An 18,825-nucleotide genomic window follows, 5' to 3' on the forward strand; every position below is an offset into this window, starting at 1 on the left:
CCCGATGTTCTCCCGCCGCGTGATCGCGGTGGGATGTTTCGAAAACCACCTTATTTTCGAAAGGAGGCATTCCCATGTTTGACAAATTGATCCCCTGGAAACGAAAATCTCATGACGGTGGACATTCACTGAGTGTCCAGCACGACGACGATCCGATCACCACCCTGCGGCGAAACTTCGATAACTTGCTGACGCGATTCTGGGACGAAGGCAATTTCTCGCCTTCGTTGGCCCGTTTCGATGAAAACGAGAACGAGTATTGGGTGTCAGCGGAAATGCCCGGCTTTGAACCTGACGAGATCGATGTCAAAGTCAGCGGCAACGTGTTGACCGTGAAGGCGGAACATAAGGAAGAGTCGAAAAACAATAACGAACGCTCGTATCGGTACGGCAGCTATCAGCAATCCTTCATGCTGCCAGCAGGTGTGAAGGACGACCAGATTGATGCCAACTACCATAGCGGCGTTCTCAAAATTCGTCTGCCAAAAGACGAGTCGACTCCGTCGAAGCGGATCGAAGTCAAAGCGGCGTGATCGTCTTAACCGCAGAACAGGTCCGGAAGAGTCTTGCCGGGTATCAACCGATTTGTTTTAGCCCCGGTTCCCCAACGCAACTGGGGCTAACGACCTGCGTGTAGAAAATCGACGGACGGCCAACCGACGGCGATGATGCACCATCGCCGACGCCTTCGGCTGGCCGTTTGACGATCTGGTTTGTGGGGCTCAATTCCTTCTGAAGAATGCGACATAGCCCACGAGCGAGACCAGTCCCGCGACAGTTAACAAGCCAAGGACACAAAACAGATACACCAGGATGCTGCTCGGATTGTCGATCACCGCGGCTCGGCCTCCCTCGTCAGGAAAATCCAAAACATTCAAAGTCGATTTGCATGACTAGTTTTCAGAGCAATCGCAGTGCCAACCGCACGTCAGCCGATTCGGAATATCTGGACATCATCACTTGCTGACAGACGTATCGGAGCTTTTCGGAGGCTCCGAAAACGCCTGCAATTTTCGGTCTCGGGGGACGTCGATTTAATTACTGCGGGATTCCATAATTAGCGGAATGGCGTGAGCCGTCCGGTCCCACGCCGCGTCACATCCGCTTGATTCGCGTCTTCGCAGGACCGTCGACGTCGGCAATCTCCATTCGGCACGTTCGCTAAGGTGGGCTCGTCATGGCGTGCCCGATGGCGTTTTGATTCATGACGCTGGCCGTTTTGCGTCTTACCGTTCCGAGGTTTTTGAACGAGTATCAGGCATGCTTCCGTCTGTGTGACTCTCACGGGACCGGTTGCTGGATCATGCGAGCCATTGCCTCGGCAAATCCGTTACCGATTTGTGCCATGATGCCTGCAGAACCCATGTAATGGAACTCAAAGTTGGAGGTGCTCGTTCGGAGGATTTGAAGTTCGCGTTCATCAAACGCACCCGCGTAGATCATTTCGATTTTTGCCTCCCCTTCGTCACGCCTAATTAGATTCTGTTTCATAGCGGCTTTGACCTTGTCGACGTTTGGTTTGATCGACTTTTCGCGACGGCGTAAGTCAGCCGCTTCGGCGTCCCAGTACTCCTCTGTCAGGACAGCAACAACGCTGCCTGCTGGCTTGGCCGTTTTCACGGGTGCTGCCATCGCATCGCGAAAATTCTGGTGAACGGCTTTGTAACGCTGCTGTTCGGGTCCGTATTGCGACGTGGCGCCATTGACACCCATCACGCCAATCACAAACGGAAGCTCGGGGGCATCGAAATCACTTCGGACATCGCGGATAAACTGCGACAGCAAATGGCTATACTCGTCGTACCCACCTGGCCGATTCCGATCGGGATACGCACCACCATCAACCATGTCGTTCCATCCTTGAAACCAAACGAAGCCGGCGAGTTCGTATCCGCGTTCCGCGTCGTAGTCTGGATGCACACGCGAGATGTTCGCCAGAACCGATTTCACATGGTCTCGCATCAGACGGTAGTAGTAACCGGTGGCGGAAGCTTTCTCTGTCTTGATCTGTTCAATGTCCTTGCCTTGCTTTTTGATCGTTGCAAGCTGTGCGTCGTTAAACTCATACGCACCAGCACTCGGTGGTCGAAAATCGGTATGCAAGCTCTTGCCACCCCAGGCGGTTTTGATGATCAAGATGGGTTCGTCGAGCATCGATTCCATCGCCAGCCCAAACATGAATTCGGGGCCGATTTTGGGACCATTGGCACTCGCCCCAAAGCCCACCGTGAGGCGTCCCGTTTTTTCCTCATTGGACGATCCGATGGACGAGATCCAAGTCTTCTCGCAAGTTCGGTACCTACCGTCGGCGTTGAGCATCCTATCGAGCAGCGGGGCCGCTTTCGCGTTCAAACGCATGGCCTCAATTGTCCGGACGTGTGCGTGCCCCTGCATGTTCGACTGCCCCGCGAGAATGAACACCTTCAAAGGTTTGTTGTCTGAATCACGCGGCTCTTGTGCAGTGCAGTTCATTGCGGCGAACGAGATGACCAGCAGCAGCGTGGCAAACCAACATGGCAATCCGCGGTAAGTCAAAACAGTCATTGTCTGGCCTTCAATAGTTGATTCGATTAAACAGCGTTTCAGTCTCATCCACGCGGAGTCACTGTCCCGCTACCTGGGTTTCTTTCCGACACAACGAACGGACACCGGTTACTTGTCGTCTGCTGGTCGCGCAATCCGCATTCATCAGAAAGCTGCGACGCGCATCTGGGCAGAGAGCTGAAAAGAAACACGCGTCTCCAATTATCAGCGCCGGGAACAAGTATAGCAGCCTCACGCGGTGATACCCGTTCGATGTTTTGTCGAAGAATCGTATCGAGGGGGCGTGTTGCCATCGAAAACTCAAGCGAGGGAAAGGGCTACACACCAAAAGGAGGACCATTCACGCTTCACTTCATCCATTTTGCTCGATCTTCCCGCGGCAATTTCTCGATCGAGTAGCGGAGCATTGTTCGCGGCATTGACTTCGAGTTCCGCTTCAAGAATTTCTCCAATTGGCATGAATCGCGTTTACCCATCTCGCGAAGCATCCATCCGATCGCCTTGTGCATCAGGTCGTGTCCGTCACTCAACAGACGTTCGGCAAGTCCCATGATCTCATCGAACTCGTCGTTTCTGATGAGCGAATAAGTTGCCACAATCGCCACGCGTCGATCCCAAAGCACATCGCTTGCGGCAAGCCGATCGAGAACACTTCGCTCATCAGGGTGTTCGACCAGCCACGGACCGAGGATTTTTGGAGCGGTCGAATCAACAATGTCCCAATTGTTCGCGGCATTCAGATTCGCCAAGTAGAACTCAACGATCTCGCGACATTCAAAATCGCGGTGAGGATTCTTCGGCTTTGCTGCTAACTCAAACTGGCCGACCAAAATCAACATTCCGGTCAGCCGACACTCATGCCATGGCGAAGCGAACAGTTTGACCAATTCCTCACGCGACAGATCACGAAACTGCTGGGCCACCTTGCGTTGGTCCGGGACCACGCAACCGAGGAATTGATCACCTTCACCATACCCACCAGGAATCGCTTGAAAGAATTTAGGCAAGAACAACGCCTTGTCCTCGCGAGCGACCTTGCGAAGTGCTAACAGAACCTGCTTTGCCGTCATGCTTCACTCTTTGAATGGAACTCAAGACGCAAGTGATTCTATCCTCGCTACCAAGGTGACGCAGCAGTCGAGGCGATCAGGGTAATCGCATTTGGCGAACCGAGCAGACGACGGGGTCTGAGGGTGGGAATCGCGAAATTATCATCGAGGTCTTTCCAAATTCGGCTTCGCTGGATTTTTGCGACCGAGAAAACCGCCAATCGTAAGCTGATACTCAATCAACTGTTCCACTTTTCGATCACGCGCATGTTTTCATGATCGGCTTGGCTAGTCAGCACGCTTAGCGAAGCTGTGCTGAGAATCAGATGCTGCCCGAGTTGAACCGGTGCTCCAATCCATCGTGCGCCCAGCACGCGACCGAAATGGCTGTGGGAGAACAACGCGACGTTTCCTTCGAGGGAATTCAATCGCTCGATCAGGCCGTCGGCTCGACGGGCAATTTGATCAGGCATTTCGCCACCTGGACTCCCGTCGACAAAGAGATTCCAACCGGGGCGCTCGTTGAATACTTCCGCGTGCGTTCGACCTTCGTATTCACCGTTATCCCACTCGATCAGATCTGGCTCGATTATCGCGTGCGCGCCGCAGCCAGCGAGTTCGCATGTTTTTCGAGCACGTTGCAACGGGCTGACTAGGACGTGGTCAAACCGAATCGCACGAAGGCGTTCGCCGAGCTTCGTCCTCGCCATGGGACGTCAGAGGGAGATCGACACGGCCGGTATGCTGACCCGATCTTGACCACTCGGTCTCGCCGTGTCGCATCAGATACAGTCGGACGGTCATGAAACGCTCCGTTGCCGCGCACGTGTTCTGTCATTGTCTTGGAATGGTTTGGCGGGGCGTTGCGCGAACTCGCTCCGGTTGTCAGTGACGGTGAAATTTCGTCGGAGCCCAATTCGAGCACATCGGCTTGCTTCCAGAAACAGTGGCAGACGGATCACCGTTGCCACCGAATCAAATCAAGTTCCAACGGCACGGCGACTTTGTCTTGCTTAGGAACGATTCGTGGAGTGAAGTCGCTCGCCGGTCGTGTCGCGGCAACGGACGCAAAATAGGTCGCCCAATTCTCACCGGGGCTTAAGTCGCTAGGAATGTCTTTTTGCGACATGGGGAGTTGGATGCTAGGTTCGTCATCCGATGCTTCAGCATACAATTCGACGCTGACGTAGTGAGGATCGAGTCCATCCAAGTACACATCGGTTTCAAAAGAGTGCTGATCCTCTCGAGTTTCCACTCGCACTTCGCCAAATTCTAACGAAGGCCACTTTTCGCGAAGTGAGTGTTCCCAATTAACGATGCTGGTACCGCGTGCCCCATTGTAGGCGACACGTTCTCGGTAAGCGGTCGCGGCTGGCAGATAGTACTGTTCGGTGTACTGGCGGACCGAGCGGATCGCCGAAAACTGCGGTGTCAACTGAGACATGCTGGCTCGCATTCGAGCCAACCAGCGTGTCGGCAATCCTCGTTCGTTGCGTTCATAGAACTCGGGAACGACTTCATTTTCCAACACGTGATAAAGTTGCTCCGCTTCGATTGCGTCCCAACCGGGATCGTAGCGGTGTTCTTGTCCGTCGCCGATCGCCCAACCGACCTCGGGAGTGTATGCCTCCGCCCACCAACCGTCCAATTCCGAGAGATTGATGCCACCGTTGACGAGTACTTTCATCCCACTCGTTCCGCTTGCTTCCCACGGTCGCTGGGGTGTGTTCACCCAAACGTCGACGCCTTGAACCAACTGCTCGGCCAGCAGCATGTCGTAGTCGCTGAGGAAGATCACATGTTGTCGGGCCAAGGGATCGCGGATGAATTCGATCCACCTGCGGATTAAGTCTTGTCCCGCCTGATCAGCCGGGTGTGCCTTGCCTGCGATCACGAGTTGCACCGGGCGTTCCGAATCGGCCAACAATCGCAGCAGTCGATCGGGATCATGAAGCAATAGGTTCGGCCGTTTGTAGGTGGCAAATCGGCGGGCAAATCCGAGCGTCAATGTGTTCGGGTCAAACAAGTGCTTGGCGGCTTCGACGTCTTCGGGCGAAACTCCCGACGCTGCCAATTCGCGAGACAGTCGACGGCGAGAATATTCGACCAGCGAGTGTGTTGCATCGACACGAAACTGCCACAATTCCTCATCCGAGACACGGCAGATATCGCAGGGCAGCGAGTCACTCGTTCCGAGCCACCGGTCTTTGCCGCACGAACGAGTCCACAATTTGTCGGCCGCCTCCGAATCCCAGCTCGGCATATGGACTCCATTTGTCACGTGTCCGATCGGAACATCGTCTTCGGGCCAATGCCGAAACAGTGGCTCGAACATTCGACGGCTGACTTGGCCGTGCAGACGACTGACTCCATTGACCGCCCCGCTGCCGCGAATCGCCAAGTACGCCATATTGAAGGGCTCTGAGTGGTCATGGGGATTTTGGCGACCGAGCGCCAACAGATCGTCAGTTGAAATCCCGAGCCGCACTTGTGCATATCGACCAAGATACTGTTCGATTAAGTCTGGAGAAAACCGATCGAAACCTGCCGGTACCGCGGTGTGCGTTGTGAACAAGTTTCCGGCACGTGTCACCGCCAATGCCACTTCGAATGGCTGCCCCGATTGTTCCATGAAAACGCGTGCCCGCTCTAAGACTGCGAATGCGGCATGCCCTTCGTTGAGATGGCATACCTCTGGCGTGAGGCCGAGTTCGCACAGTAGTCGCCAACCGCCGATACCGAGAACCAGTTCTTGCTTCAATCGCAGGTCATGATCGCCGCCATACAGTTCGCTTGTAATACCTCGGTGCACGGGGAAATTCGCCGCGTCGTTGCTGTCTAGCAAATAGAGCTTCACTCGCCCCACTTGGACCTCCCATGCGCGAAGCCATACCGCATAGCCGGGCAGGTCAATCCGCAGTCGCAACCACTCCCCGTTAGAATGCCGGAGCGGCGTGATCGGCAATTGGCCAGGATCGTTGTAAGGATACAACGCCTGTTGCCCGCCATCGGTATCGATCGATTGACGAAAATACCCTTGTTGGTACAGCAGTCCCACCGCGACGACTGGCACGCCGAGATCACTCGCCGCTTTGAGCTGATCTCCCGCCACGTTACCAAGACCACCGGAATAGATCGGCAACGCTTCGCTCAGCATAAATTCCATGCTGAAATACGCAGCACACGTCAGCGGGCAGTCACCTTCGGTCTCATTCGCCACCGCGGCTCGGCGCGTGTCAATCTTTGGATCACTCGCACTGCGATCCGACGCACTGAATGTTTGCTGGAACCAAGCCGGTTGCTCCGCCGTCCGCCTGCGATTCGAAACGAGTCGATCCAGATCTTTCCGGAAGCCCGCATCGCTGAGAACATCGATGATCCGCTGCCGCGACACCGTTTGCAAAACCACCCAAGGATTGTGCGTGATGTCCCACAGTTCGGCATCCAATCGCCCCCACACTTCATCCGTCGCGTGGTTCCAGGACGAGCGAAGATCGAGAGCCAACTCGGCGAGGGCATCAAAGCCTTCGATGTCGAACGGTCGCAGGCAATTGGTGAGATAAACTTCGGGGGAATTTTCGCTCATTGCAATATTGACCGATCGACAGACATTGTCCGTTCCTTCCGTCCTGTTGTTTTTCATTTGATCGCGTTCGGTTGAACGGACGTCGCCAACCTTCCGCAAGTGTAATGCCAAAGGCTCGCGGGGGCCGTTGACGACCGGATGCCATTGGATTTCGAAGCGTTTTGATGCCTACAGTGAGGTCGCCCTGTTACCAGTGAGTCATTGCACGCACAGTACTGCGCACCTATCGCACACCCACTGCGCGCCGGATGCTAATCGGAAGAATCGATACCCCAGAGGGGCCGGCCACGTCCGCTCGCACGACCTCAAACGCTTGGCCCAGCAACACACTCGCCGTGTGGACGGTACGGCACACATCATAAATAGCATTCAAGTTGTCGATTGTTCTCGGCTCGAAAGCCGGCGGTCGAGAGAATCGTCGCCACCCCAGGTGATGGACTTGCGGGCTCAATCCGTCGTGGTTCTCGCCGCATCAGCAGGCTATTGAACATTCATCGGCGATCAGTGAGATTGGTCACGCCAAAGGCGTTTCTGCTGAACGGCTCGCCTCTTCCAAACTGCCATCACCTGCGAATGACGTCACTCATGAGCGACTATCCCTACAACTTTGAGGCCACAATTGACGGGACGCTTGTCTATCTCCCCAAGAACATCGTGTTGCAATTGGGCCTTGGGAAATCGAAGCGAATACGGATTGACGGCGAGATCAATGGGATTCGTATCGAGTGCGGATTAATGCCCGAAAAGGGTAAGTGGTTCTTCATGTTTTCCAAGAAGCTTCAAAAGCTCTGCGGCGTCTCGGTGGGTGATACGGTTTCGGTGAGCTTCGACATCGCGGACTCTGAAGCAGTGGTCGTGCCAACGGAATTGCAGTTCGCACTTGATGCAAACGATGACGCGATGGCGGTTTGGCGGAAATGGACGGCGGGCAAACGTCGCGCTCAATGTCTACGCGTGGCATCGGCAAAGATGGCCGAAACTCGCGAACGCCGCACCGAAGAGGTGATCGTGTTGCTGATGGCGGAACTCCAACTGCAAACCGGTGTCACGACATGGCACGATTTTGAAAAGGTGGACATGCGTGCGGGAACGATCACGGCGGTCGAAGACTTCCCAAAGGCACGCAAACCGGCCTACAAAATCACGGTCGACTTCGGGCCGAAATTGGGCACGAAACGAACCAGTGCTCAGATCACGGTGAATTACACCAAAGAAGAATTGGTCGGCCGGCAGATCATCGGTGTCGTAAGCTTTGCTCCCAAACAGATCGGCCCATTCCTATCCGAGTTTTTGATCCTCGGATTCTATCGTGAAGACGGGTCGGTGATCTTGGCGGTTCCGGATCGGTCCGTACCCAACGGCGCCAAACTGGCGTAGGTCGTGGCGGTGATCCAGGTCGCAGGCATCCGCTCGCATGGTCGGTCAGACCGGATCAGCCTCGTCCACCTTCGAGGCGTGATCTGGCACGCCGAATGCATCGCTGGACATAATCACAGCCGTTTCGCAATGGTTTCTGCGGTACGCCCACGACGCCCGCTTTCACCGCATCAGGGCCACCATGATGGCGAAGGTGATCGTTCCAGCGAGGCGGCGATACGCATCACGACTGACTGGCGGGCGACCGCGACTGCTCGATCAGCAACCAGTGTTTGCGGTTCCAAAGAATGTTGCGTGGATGGCTAGAATCTGAATTTACGCTTCGAACCACAATGGTGAGATGATGCGATCGTTGGCCTTCGATGTCCTCAACCATGTTCGCATTGCCGACTTGATCGATATTGGCATCGTCTCGGTATTGCTGTACCTGACCTTCGTTTGGCTTCGTGACCGCGCATCGCGATCGCTTGGGATCGTCGCGGTCGCGATGGGGGTGATCTTTTTGCTCGCCCGCTGGCTCGATCTTTACCTGACGACGATGGCGTTTCAGTACGGTTCGATCGGGATCCTCATCGCGATGGTGGTCGTGTTTCAAAACGACATTCGCCACGGATTTGAACGGCTGGCAACGTCACGGTGGTTTCGCCACAGTTCGGCTGGGCAACCGGGCAACCGCATCGTCGACACGATCACGTTTGCGGTCGCGGAAATGTCCGAGCAAAGGATTGGAGCCCTCTTCGTGTTCCCCGGACGCGAACCCCTCGATCGACATCTGCGAGGTGGAGTGGAAGTGGATGGCCGGATCAGCGAACAGTTAATACTGAGTATCTTCCATCCGAAATCACCGGGGCACGATGGCGCCGTTTTGATCCACCACGACCGGATTGTGCAGCTCGGTCTCCACTTGCCGCTGACCACTCAGGTATCCAAGGTTCACGATGGAGGAACACGTCACGCGGCGGCGTTGGGACTCGCCGAATGCTGTGACGCGATGGCATTGGTCGTGTCGGAGGAGCGGGGCACCATCACGCTGGCCCGGGACGGCAACTTGACCGAAATCGAACCCACCGAAGTTGCCGAAGAACTCCGTCGTTACTTTGCTGATCAAACCAGCACCGGTCAGCGAAAGCTGAAATCTCGCTGGATCGGCTGGACCACGAAGGTTGCCGCGGTCGCGGCCGCGGTGACGCTATGGTTTTTGTTTGCGTATAACACCGACACGATCCAGCGGACTTTTGTCGTGCCGATCGAATACCGCAACTTGCCATCTCACCTGGAGATCGAGGATCCCAAACCAACCTATGCGGAGGTGACGCTATCAGGAACCTCGCCCACGTTTGCGTTACTCAAACCGGCCGAGCTTGCGGTCTCGCTTAATGTGAAGGACGTTGGCGGGCGGCGTGTATTGAGCTGGAAGACGGAACCCAACATCGCGAACGTCCCGAAAGATCTCCGCGTTCAGAAGACGGTTCCCGACACGGTGTTCGTGACCCTACGAGAGAATGCGAATCAATAAGAGTTACCTGAACGACGTTGTTGGTGTGCAGCACCAACGCGATCAAACGATGCACTGGGCGACCGCGTTTCGCAGTCCGGTTAATGGATCGCCGACGGCAATGAATTCGTGTGCGAAGTATCCATCGAAACCGGTGTCTGCGATGGCACGCGCGATCGGTGGGTAGAACAACTCCTGGGTGTCGTCGAGTTCGTGACGCCCCGGGTTACCCGCGGTGTGATAGTGACCGTAGTACGCGTGATTCTTTTCGATCGTGCGAATGATGTCACCCTCCATGATTTGCATGTGGTAGATGTCATAGAGCAATTTGAAATTATCACTGCCGACCTGTTTGACGAGTTCAACGCCCCACTCACTGTTGTCGCACATGTAGTCGGCATGGTTGACTTTGCTGTTGAGCAATTCCATCTGCAACGTCACACCGGCGGCCTCGGCAGCGGGCACTACTTTCTTCAACGCGTCGACGCAATTTTTCATGCCGACTTTGCGATCGATACCACGTGCGTTGCCGCTGAAACAGATCACGTTCTTCCATCCTTCGGCGGCCGTCGCTTCAATCGCGGAGTTAATTTTCTCGAGAGACTCAGCGTGAAATTGGGGGTCGCACAATCCGTTGGCGAGCGAGTGCGAGCCGACCATCGTGCATACCAAGCCGTGCTTTTTCAATGTGGGGAAATCGCCCGGGCTGAGCAAATCGATACCGACCAGGCCGATCGATGCGGCTTCGACACAGAGTTCTTCAAGACTGAGACTCTTGTAACACCATTTACAAACCGATTGGTTCAATCGCCCCTGTTTGGCATCCACAGGCTGAGCCGCCGGTGCGGCAACTTCCGCATCCTGCGCCAACGCGGTCCGCGTTGATGCGAGCGTCGTGGCGCCTGCGGCCGTTGCCAGCGTACGTGAAATGAGATTGCGGCGAGATACCAATTCGTCGGGGCGAGTCATTGTGAGCACTTCGAGATCGGAGGGGAGGAAAGGGGCAGCGAGCGGGCACGATTCGAAAATCGGATAGGCACCATTGTACACAAACGCTGACATGCATCAGCGACCCGGTGTGTGCCGTTCTCGCCTGGATGCGTCACCTCGTCGAGGTGGAATCGACCGAATTGAGAAACGCTCCCGCGGGGAGCAAGACGGGTCAAGAACGTTTGGACTGCAATCGAAACACGGTCCAACCGGAACGGACCGCTTCGCGGAAATCCAGTTTGCTGTCGCCGACGGTACGCTCGGTGAACGTGATGGGGACTTCCTTGAAGGTTGCCCCATGTTGGTGGAGCTTGAGCAAGACTTCTTGCAAGAACGAGTAGCCTTCGGACGGTTGGTTGTCGAGGTCGAGTTCAGCGAGCTTACTAACCCGATAGCAGCGAAACGAACCACTGGCGTCTTTGACGGGCAACCCGAGCCGTCGCCGGGCGATGAGATTGATCCACCGGCTCATCCATTTCCGACGGAGAGGCCAGCCAACGATTTCTCCGTCAGCCACATACCTTGAACCGACCGCCACGTCGCACCCATGCTCGACCGCCGCGACGAGGCGTGGCAAGTCCGCGGGATCATGAGAAAGGTCCGCGTCGAGATTGCAAAACAGGTCATAACGTCCGTCGATGGCCGCCATCATCGCGGCCCGGATCGCACCACCGAGTCCACGTTGCTCACGGATGAGGCACCTGATCGAGTCTGCACGCCCCTTCGCTTGTGCGAATTGGTCTACCTGATTGGCTGTGCCGTCGGGGGAATTGTCGTCGACGACGAGAATGTCGGCGGTCGGAAGGGCATCCGAAATGCGAGTCAGCAAGGACTCGATGTTGCCCGCTTCGTTATACGTGCAGACACCGACGAGAATGCGGGGATTCGGTGGCATGGAATTCGTCGTGTCTTTTTGTCGAGAGTCGAGTCCGTTCTGCCGCGGTGCGGGAGCGGGCTAAATCTCATTGAAGGCATATCGGAACCGTTCTTCCGATTACGAGCGGGCATTCCCTTGGCGGTCACGCATGACACGCCACAAAGAACGCCCGGCTCCATTTGCCAACGTTTTGATTCAACCGACCGCGAAGTCGGCGGATTACAAAATCCTCAGAGCGCGAGTAACAGACGACTCGGTGCTTGCAGGTAGCTGATCACGTCGTTGAGGAACCTCGCAGCCGTTCCGCCGTCTACAAGACGGTGGTCGTACGACAGGCTCAGAGGCATCATCAAACGCGGTTGGATGGAGTCGTCGGGCATCACGACCGGCAACTTCCGGCTGCGTCCAACGAGCAGGATCGCCACCTCGGGAATGTTTACGATCGGGGTGCTGTATTGGCCGCCGATGGCACCAAGATTACTGATCGTAAACGAACCGCCCTTCAGATCGCTGACGGCAAATTGCCCACCACGAACCTTGCCCGCGGTTTCCGCGAGCGCCCGGGCGATATCGGGGATTCCCATGCGATCGACATCGGGGAGAACCGGAACGACGAGACCACGTTCGGTGTCCACGGCGATGCCGATGTTGACGTAATCCTTGTAGATGATCTGCTCATTAGCCGAATCGATCACCGCGTTGATGGCGGGATGATGACGAAGTGCCGTGGCGACAGCCTTGATCAAGAACGGCATCGTGGTGAGCTTCAGTCCTTGGGCGGCGTAGTCGTCTTTGCTCGACTTACGCAGACGCTCGAGGTCAGTGATGTCGGCGTCATCGAAATTGGTCACGCGGGGAACGTTGGACCACGATGCGTGCATTTGAGCGGCGATCGTTTTCCGGATCTTGCTCATCCGCTCGACGCGAACCGGACCGAATTCGTCCTGTCCGACCGTGCCCGGCAAATCGCTGCCGCCGGGAGTGGCGGGGCGAGCAGGTCGTGCTGCGGCAGCAGGTGCAGCGGCTTTGGTTTGCGAAGCCGAGCGAACGGCGGCGAGAACGTCGTCACGCGTAATCCGTCCGCCGGGGCCGGTCCCCTTCACGTTGGCAAGATCGACGCTGGTCTCGCGGGCGAGTCGGCGAATCGCAGGTCCAGCGGGAATCGCACCGGCATCCACAGCAGGCTGGGACATGGCCGGTTCGATCGTCGCGGGAGCAACGGGTGCCGCCGGCTGTGCGACTGGCGCCGCGGGTTGAGGGGTTGGCGGAGCAGGTGCGGGGGCGGCAGGAGCCGCTTCCGCTTTGGGCTGTGGTGCGGGTTCGGGTTTCGCTTCCGCCTGCGGTTCGGGCTTGGCGGCTTCCGGTTTGGCGGGCTCGGGTTTGGCTGGTTCCGCGGCAGCACCTTCGGCGGCTTCGACTTCGATCAGATCGCCACCGATGGGAACGGTGTCCCCTTCACTGACAGAAATTTTGGTCACCTTGCCACCGATGCTCGACGGCACGGGTACGGTGGCTTTGTCGGTTTCCATCTCGACGATGTCGTCACCGGCGCTGATTACATCGCCGACAGAAACGAAGATTTCGAGGACGTCGCCGGATTCGATACCGTCGCCGAGTTCAGGAAGTTTGACTGAGGGCATGGGAAAAAGAGGTTAAGGGTGAAAAATCAGCGGGTAACAAGCGATAGCATAAGGTAACAGACAAGCGTTTCAGGTCAGTTGATGACCTTGACGTTGGCTCCGTTCGCCTGATTAGGCGAAGTAAGGATCCACTTTGTCGGCGTCGTAATCGAGATCCTTGATCGCCTGGGCGACGTCGGTCATTTCGAATTCACCGGCCTTGGCCAATCGGTACAACGTGGCAATGACGATCGATTCGGCATCGACTTCGAAGTGGCGACGGAGGGCTTCGCGGGTTTCGCTGCGTCCCATTCCGTCGGTTCCCAGGACGTAGTAGTCGCCTGGGATCCAAGGCGACAATTGTTCTCCGAGGGCCCGCACGTAGTCGCTGGCCGAAATGAACGGACCTTCGACGCCTTCGAGCGTTTCCTCGAGGTAACTCTTGCGTGGTGTTTCGGTGGGGTGCAAGCGGTTCCAGCGTTCGCAAGCGCCGGCTTCGCGGCGAAGCTGCGTGTAGCTGGTGACGCTCCAAACATCCGAGGCAACTGAGTATTTCTCGGCGAGGATTTCCTGAGCCTTCAAGACGGAGTTGAGGATCGCACCGCTGCCGAACAGTTGGACGCGTTTCTTCGAACCGTCGACTTCAACGCTCTTGTATTTGTACATCCCCTTCACGATGCCCTCTTCGCATCCTTCGGGCATCACCGGGTGCATGTACTCTTCGTTCTCGGCGGTGATGTAGTAGATACATTGTTCACCGTCGGCGAACATGCGTTGCAATCCTTCTTGGATGATCACAACGACTTCGTATGCGAATGCCGGGTCGTAGGCACGTACGGTTGGGTATGCGATCGCGTTGAGCAGGCTGTGCCCGTCTTGGTGTTGCAAACCTTCGCCGTTGAGCGTGGTGCGTCCTGCCGTACCGCCGACGAGGAAACCTTTGGCACGCATGTCAGCGGCTGCCCAGATCGAATCACCGATCCGTTGGAAGCCGAACATGCTGTAGTAGATATAGAACGGAATCATGTTCACGCCGTGGCAGCTATACGCTGTGCCGGCGGCGTTGAAGCTGCTCATCGAGCCGCATTCGGTGATGCCTTCTTCCAAGATTTGACCGTCTTGGGCTTCTTTGTAGAACGCGATTTGGTCCGAGTCAGCGGGCTCGTAAAGCTGTCCGGCGTGGGCGTAGATCCCGAACTGGCGGAACATCCCTTCCATCCCGAAGGTGCGTGATTCGTCAGGCACGATCGGCACGACGTTCTTGCCGATTTTCTTATCGCGGCACATGGCGATCAGGGTTTGAACGACAGCAAACGTGGTGCTGATGCTCTTGTTCTCGAGCTTGCTGATGAGTTTGGCGAAGTCCTGCATGGAAGGGACTTCCATCGTAGGGTGCGTCACCGGACGACTCGGAACAGGGCCACCCAATTGTTTGCGGCGATCCTGCAGATACTTCATTTCCGCACTGCTGGCCGGTGGCTTGTAGAACGGTGCGCTGCCGACTTCTTCGTCGCTGATCGGAATCCCGAACCGGGTGCGGAACTCGAGCAGTTCCGTCTCATTCATTTTCTTTTGGTTGTGGGCGACGTTACGTCCTTCGCCCGCTTCCCCGAGGCCGTAACCCTTGACCGTCTTGGCAAGGATGACGGTCGGTTTGCCGTTGTTCATTTCCGTGGCTTGTTTGTAAGCCGCGTAAACTTTCTCCGGATCGTGACCGCCGCGGCGGATTTTCTCGATTTTTTCGTCGGAGAGGTGTTTGACCAAATCGAGCAATTCGGGGTATTTGCCGAAGAAGTGCTCGCGAATGTAGCTGCCCGGCATCGACGTGTATTTTTGATATTGGCCGTCGACGACTTCGTTCATGCGTTTGGCGAGCAGGCCGGTCTTATCACGGGCGAGCAACTCGTCCCATTCGCTGCCCCAGATAACTTTGATGACATTCCATCCGGCACCGTGGAAGATCGATTCGAGCTCTTGAATGATCTTGCCGTTACCGCGAACAGGTCCGTCGAGACGTTGCAAGTTGCAGTTGATGACGAAAATCAGATTGTCGAGTTTTTCACGCGACGCCAACCCGATCGCACCGAGCGTTTCCGGTTCATCGCATTCGCCGTCGCCGAGGAACGCCCAGACTTTTTGGCCCTTGGTGTTTTTGAGGCCGCGGTCGTTGAGGTATTCGTTAAAGCGGGCCTGGTAGATCGCCATGATCGGGCCGAGGCCCATCGAGACGGTGGGATATTCCCAAAATTCGGGCATCAACCAAGGGTGCGGATAACTGCTCAGGCCGCCGCCTTCGGCGAGTTCGCGACGGAAGTTTTCCAGCTTGGCTTCGTCGAGCCGTCCTTCGACGAAAGCCCGCGAATACATTCCCGGCGAAGCGTGACCTTGGAAATAAACGGAGTCGCCCGAGTAACCGTCGGCCCCGCGGCCTTTGAAGAAGTGGTTGAAGGCGACCTCGTACAGGGTCGCGCTGCTGGCGAAGGTGCTGATGTGGCCGCCGACTCCGCCGCCTCGTTTGTTAGCCCGCACGACCATCGCCATCGCGTTCCAGCGAATGATCGACTTGATGCGGCGTTCGAGTTCACGATTGCCGGGGTAGGCGGGCTGTTTGTGCGGCGGGATCGTGTTGACGTAGGGCGTCGATGTGTCCGCTGTCAAAGGCACACCGTGTTCGGCGGCACGATCGCGAAGTTGATCGATCAGGAATTTGACGCGTTCGGGCCCTTGGCTATCGAGCACGTATTCGAGTGAGCTGAGCCACTCCTGTGTTTCGTAAGTATTGATGTCAATATCGGCTGATTTCTGCAATTCACCGAGGTTATTGGCGAGTTCGTTTTGGGCAACTTCGACTTCGGCTACGTTATTGGAATCGGTCATCAAAAACGGGAAAAATCCCGGCCTCACGGAACGTGTTCAAAACAGCGGGCGGTGCAAAAACTCTTTGGAGCCCTACACTTTAGTCAGACAACCGGCAATCCAACAAGGTATGCTTCGATGCCGGATTTTTGTCGACGCGTACGACTTCCGGCCGAATCCGCTGGCTTATTGAGCGAAGTCGACGTCGATGATGATTTGGTTCTCAGTCGGTTCCACTTCCAGCGTGATCCCGGAGGTGTCGAAACTGCGGTAGCGGGGATGCAGTTCGCTTTCGGGGATCATTCCGGGGCGTTCGGCACCGGTGCCGATCGTGTATCGATGGATCACGGCGACCCGGTGTTTTCCCGCAAGCGCCCCATCGTCAGCGGCAAACGTGCCGAGCGTAAATGTACCATCGGGCCGGATCTGCCCGGTGGCTGTGACCGCTGGTTGACGGCCGATGATCTCAAATTCGACCGACCCGTCCCGCAAGACGGTCCCGTCAGCGAATTTCACGAGCCCCGAAACCGGATAGGTGTCTCGGCCGGGATCGGAACAGCCGGCGACAGCCAGCACCAGCAGAACCAGAATCGACGGGCGCCATCTGGACTGCCGAGCGTGAAGCGTTGTCATGAAAGGGTTCTTCAAAAAGTACGACCAGCCACGTGAAATCAGCGAGCGCAACTGTTCGCGACCGCAAGCAATGACGTCAAGAGGATTGGTTGACCGACTGCAAGGCGATTTCTCGCAAAACGCTTGTCGCATCCGCCGGCGATCCGTAGAGAATCGTCATCCCGTCGGCACCGATCGCGATATCAAACGCTTGCTCAACCTCTTCGTCGGTAAGTAGTCCGACGTGGCCCAGGTAGCGGATCTCGGCGAGTTTGCGCAGGATCGACAGCGACGAATCCGCTAGTAAACCGGTGACGCGTTTGCGGGCGATCTCGGCCGTCAGCTTCGGAAACTCGGTGACGTTTATTTTGCTATCCAAAACGCTCCAGAACTTATCGAGGCCTTCCGCGATATGGCTTTCGGCGGTCCCGCGATTGGCCTGCACGATCCGCTGGACTTCGCGGCTGTCCATGGCGCCGGAGAGAACGACCGTCTTACCGCTCTTGCAATCGACCACTTTGACTCGCGTGAGGTTTTGTGGCGGGCCACCACGAAATTCTTTCAACGCGACGTCGAAATGCAGCAGCAATTCGATGTTCTCTTTGGCCGCAGTTTTCGTCATTTCCAGGACGCCGCCTTCGCCTAGGTAGACGATCCCCGGAACCCACATGCGAGGCTGGCCGGGTGTGACCACTTCTCCGCCGACCAGATGTCCCTGATCGGTTGCCTCCGGGGCGACGTCAATGAGGGCCGGGCCGAACTGCCCGTTTTTGAACCGCGTTTCCAAGCCTTCGGCGACCGTCGTGGCCACCGAACCCATCAACTCGTCGAACCGCTCGCTGATTTGCGGATCGGTCATTTCGGGATCGGGGATCGCGATCTCGAGTGTTTCGCGGCCGTCACCGGGTCGGTCGAAATCATCCATTTCCTCATAGAACTCTTCCATGTCGTCTTCCGGTGGCCGACCGCCGCGAGAACGGCCTCGGTCGCCGAAGTCGTCGAAATCGTTAGGGCCGCCGAAATCATCCATTCCACCCCCGTCATCTCCAGAGCGGCCATCGGCCCGAATCGGCGAGTAGTCCGTAACATCCGTATCCCCGTGCAACCCCAGCGACACGGCCCAGCGGAGAGTCCAAACGGGACGTCGGAAGTACGGACTAAACTTCAGTTTTTCCAAATCCGGGATCGCCGCTTTCCCCGCTCCTGTGAGGTGAGCGAAGAACAACTCGTGTGCGAGCCTCAGGTTCCCATACCGAAACGCAATGTGAGCCTCGTTGCGTAGTGCCGGACCCACGATGAGCGGTGGTTTGGGCATTTTCGAAAACTCAGCGAGCTGTTCGACCTCTCGCCGAAGTGGTTGGAAGTCTGGCTCAGCCAATTGCCAAATCGCGATCGGTGTTGGCCCGGTGGTCAGGTTTGCCGGCGGAAGGCGGTCTTCGGCGGGCGCCGACTGACCGTCTTCGCCCGAAAGATCGCCGTCGTCATAGAAATCATCGGGGGCTTGCGCGGACGCGAGCAAGGTCATCAGGCACAGAAATAGCCCTGCGCATAGTGTGGCGATGATTTGGGGCGTGATGCTCTGGGACGCGACGGTCAGAGTCGCGAAGGTCTGGCGCGGCAAGAGGTCGGGAATCGGCTTGGATTTCATCTCAGGAATGATTTTCAACGGGGGGGATGGGATTTCTTGCCAGCACGCAGATTGGTGGCGGAAAAAAAATGGCTTCGATTCAGAAAGAATGATCCTAAGAAGAATTGGGCGAATTCCGTTAGGTTTTGCAGTGACTCATCGCACGTAGCAGAGTTTATAATAAGCCAAACCG

Annotated in this window: 12 protein-coding genes and 1 pseudogene; 3 read left to right on the top strand and 10 right to left on the bottom strand. The window is 56.6% G+C overall.

The features are described 5' to 3' along the window. The first annotated feature begins 74 nt into the window (after positions 1-74). Positions 75-533, top strand: coding sequence for an Hsp20/alpha crystallin family protein (locus NB063_RS06710; RefSeq protein ID WP_250927987.1), 459 nt, complete (start codon positions 75-77; stop codon positions 531-533). Positions 534-1,281: 748 nt separating this feature from the next. On the opposite strand, the gene NB063_RS06715 is transcribed toward NB063_RS06710, so the two are convergent. From NB063_RS06715 to glgP, 4 genes and pseudogenes are all read right to left on the bottom strand, one after another. Beyond that, the gene (locus tag NB063_RS06715) at positions 1,282-2,544 is read right to left on the bottom strand and encodes a sialate O-acetylesterase (RefSeq protein ID WP_250927988.1); all 1,263 of its coding nucleotides are present in this window, start codon (positions 2,542-2,544) and stop codon (positions 1,282-1,284) included. A 347-nt stretch (positions 2,545-2,891) separates the two neighbouring features. Next, on the bottom strand, positions 2,892-3,614 hold the full coding sequence (locus tag NB063_RS06720) for a DNA alkylation repair protein (RefSeq protein WP_250927989.1): 723 nt from the start codon (positions 3,612-3,614) through the stop codon (positions 2,892-2,894). A 218-nt stretch (positions 3,615-3,832) separates the two neighbouring features. Further along, a pseudogene (locus NB063_RS06725) lies at positions 3,833-4,397 on the bottom strand (histidine phosphatase family protein). A gap of 154 nt (positions 4,398-4,551) precedes the next feature. Next, a complete protein-coding gene (gene glgP / locus NB063_RS06735) occupies positions 4,552-7,179 on the bottom strand; it encodes an alpha-glucan family phosphorylase (RefSeq protein WP_250927991.1) in 2,628 nt (875 codons plus the stop codon). 585 nt (positions 7,180-7,764) lie between these two features. On the opposite strand from glgP, the gene NB063_RS06740 reads away from it, so the two are divergent. Both NB063_RS06740 and NB063_RS06745 read left to right on the top strand, forming a co-directional pair. Next, entirely contained in the window at positions 7,765-8,556 is a 792-nt protein-coding gene (locus NB063_RS06740; protein ID WP_250927992.1) for a tRNA-binding protein, read from the top strand. Positions 8,557-8,896: 340 nt separating this feature from the next. After that, positions 8,897-10,072, top strand: a complete 1,176-nt coding sequence (locus NB063_RS06745) for a diadenylate cyclase (protein ID WP_250927993.1) — start codon at positions 8,897-8,899, stop codon at positions 10,070-10,072. A gap of 42 nt (positions 10,073-10,114) precedes the next feature. Here NB063_RS06745 and NB063_RS06750 read toward each other — a convergent pair whose 3' ends face one another. The 6 genes from NB063_RS06750 to NB063_RS06775 all read right to left on the bottom strand — a co-directional run bounded on the left by NB063_RS06750 (position 10,115) and on the right by NB063_RS06775 (position 18,671). Next, positions 10,115-11,020, bottom strand: coding sequence for a hydroxypyruvate isomerase family protein (locus tag NB063_RS06750; RefSeq protein WP_250927994.1), 906 nt, complete (start codon positions 11,018-11,020; stop codon positions 10,115-10,117). Between the two features lie 193 nt (positions 11,021-11,213). Next, the gene (locus tag NB063_RS06755) at positions 11,214-11,936 is read right to left on the bottom strand and encodes a polyprenol monophosphomannose synthase (protein ID WP_250927995.1); all 723 of its coding nucleotides are present in this window, start codon (positions 11,934-11,936) and stop codon (positions 11,214-11,216) included. Positions 11,937-12,148: 212 nt separating this feature from the next. Beyond that, positions 12,149-13,558, bottom strand: coding sequence for a 2-oxo acid dehydrogenase subunit E2 (locus NB063_RS06760; RefSeq protein WP_250927996.1), 1,410 nt, complete (start codon positions 13,556-13,558; stop codon positions 12,149-12,151). 111 nt (positions 13,559-13,669) lie between these two features. Then, positions 13,670-16,414, bottom strand: coding sequence for a pyruvate dehydrogenase (acetyl-transferring), homodimeric type (aceE, locus tag NB063_RS06765; RefSeq protein ID WP_407652561.1), 2,745 nt, complete (start codon positions 16,412-16,414; stop codon positions 13,670-13,672). Between the two features lie 165 nt (positions 16,415-16,579). Continuing rightward, on the bottom strand, positions 16,580-17,026 hold the full coding sequence (locus NB063_RS06770; protein ID WP_250927997.1) for a hypothetical protein: 447 nt from the start codon (positions 17,024-17,026) through the stop codon (positions 16,580-16,582). A 76-nt stretch (positions 17,027-17,102) separates the two neighbouring features. Continuing rightward, positions 17,103-18,671, bottom strand: coding sequence for a hypothetical protein (locus NB063_RS06775; protein ID WP_250927998.1), 1,569 nt, complete (start codon positions 18,669-18,671; stop codon positions 17,103-17,105). Between the last annotated feature and the right edge of the window lie 154 nt (positions 18,672-18,825).

This window comes from Aporhodopirellula aestuarii, assembly GCF_023701485.1.
GTDB classification, from domain to species: domain Bacteria; phylum Planctomycetota; class Planctomycetia; order Pirellulales; family Pirellulaceae; genus Rhodopirellula; species Rhodopirellula aestuarii.

Bases quoted from the DNA above. Each gene is read 5' to 3' on its own strand.
- NB063_RS06710 (WP_250927987.1), top strand. From the start codon at position 75: ATGTTTGACAAATTGATCCCCTGGAAACGAAAATCTCATGACGGTGGA.
- NB063_RS06715 (WP_250927988.1), bottom strand. From the start codon at position 2,544: ATGACTGTTTTGACTTACCGCGGATTGCCATGTTGGTTTGCCACGCTG.
- NB063_RS06720 (WP_250927989.1), bottom strand. From the start codon at position 3,614: ATGACGGCAAAGCAGGTTCTGTTAGCACTTCGCAAGGTCGCTCGCGAG.
- glgP (WP_250927991.1), bottom strand. From the start codon at position 7,179: ATGAGCGAAAATTCCCCCGAAGTTTATCTCACCAATTGCCTGCGACCG.
- NB063_RS06740 (WP_250927992.1), top strand. From the start codon at position 7,765: ATGAGCGACTATCCCTACAACTTTGAGGCCACAATTGACGGGACGCTT.
- NB063_RS06745 (WP_250927993.1), top strand. From the start codon at position 8,897: ATGATGCGATCGTTGGCCTTCGATGTCCTCAACCATGTTCGCATTGCC.
- NB063_RS06750 (WP_250927994.1), bottom strand. From the start codon at position 11,020: ATGACTCGCCCCGACGAATTGGTATCTCGCCGCAATCTCATTTCACGT.
- NB063_RS06755 (WP_250927995.1), bottom strand. From the start codon at position 11,936: ATGCCACCGAATCCCCGCATTCTCGTCGGTGTCTGCACGTATAACGAA.
- NB063_RS06760 (WP_250927996.1), bottom strand. From the start codon at position 13,558: ATGCCCTCAGTCAAACTTCCTGAACTCGGCGACGGTATCGAATCCGGC.
- aceE (WP_407652561.1), bottom strand. From the start codon at position 16,414: ATGACCGATTCCAATAACGTAGCCGAAGTCGAAGTTGCCCAAAACGAA.
- NB063_RS06770 (WP_250927997.1), bottom strand. From the start codon at position 17,026: ATGACAACGCTTCACGCTCGGCAGTCCAGATGGCGCCCGTCGATTCTG.